The 512-nt window shown below is 39.5% G+C and carries 1 protein-coding gene; it reads right to left on the reverse strand.

The features are described from left to right. Positions 1–421, reverse strand: a 421-nt coding sequence (locus tag ABEA42_RS18450; RefSeq protein ID WP_425572115.1) for a Mu transposase domain-containing protein, incomplete at its 3' end; no start/stop codon positions are given. Between the last annotated feature and the right edge of the window lie 91 nt (positions 422–512).

Below are 512 nucleotides of genomic sequence, written 5' to 3' on the forward strand. Positions count from 1 at the left end.
GGGCTATGCGCTGATGATTATAATAAACCTCGATCGTGCTTTTGGTGTAATGGATCATGGTCCTATTGCCGATATAACGGTATGGAACACTGTAATAACTTTTGTCCGGGGAGAAATAAACATAACCCATTTTCTGAACCTTTGCCCTTTTGTAATCTTTTATTTCATAAGCCTGAGTGGGTAATGATTTTAAGTATTGTCGTTCGATCGTTTGAAAGAGCTCTCTTCGACAGGCTTGTTTTCGTTGGAATAGCAATTTATTATAGTCTACAAGTAATCGTCGTATCTCGCGGTTGAGTTCTTCCAAAGAAAAGAAAGTCATCTCCCGTATCGGATAATAAATTCTTTGGTAAACAAGGTGTACTGCGTTTTCAACCAAGGCTTTGTCTTGCGGTGAATAAGTCCTTGTGGGGTTGATCACACAGTTATAATGTCTGGCAAAATCTTTAAAGCTGCGATTGATGGTAGGTTCGTATTTACTGGCTCTTGTCACAGCCGACTTCAAATTATCC

This window comes from Pedococcus ginsenosidimutans (genome assembly GCF_039544395.1).
Taxonomy (GTDB): Bacteria; Actinomycetota; Actinomycetes; order Actinomycetales; family Dermatophilaceae; genus Pedococcus; species Pedococcus ginsenosidimutans.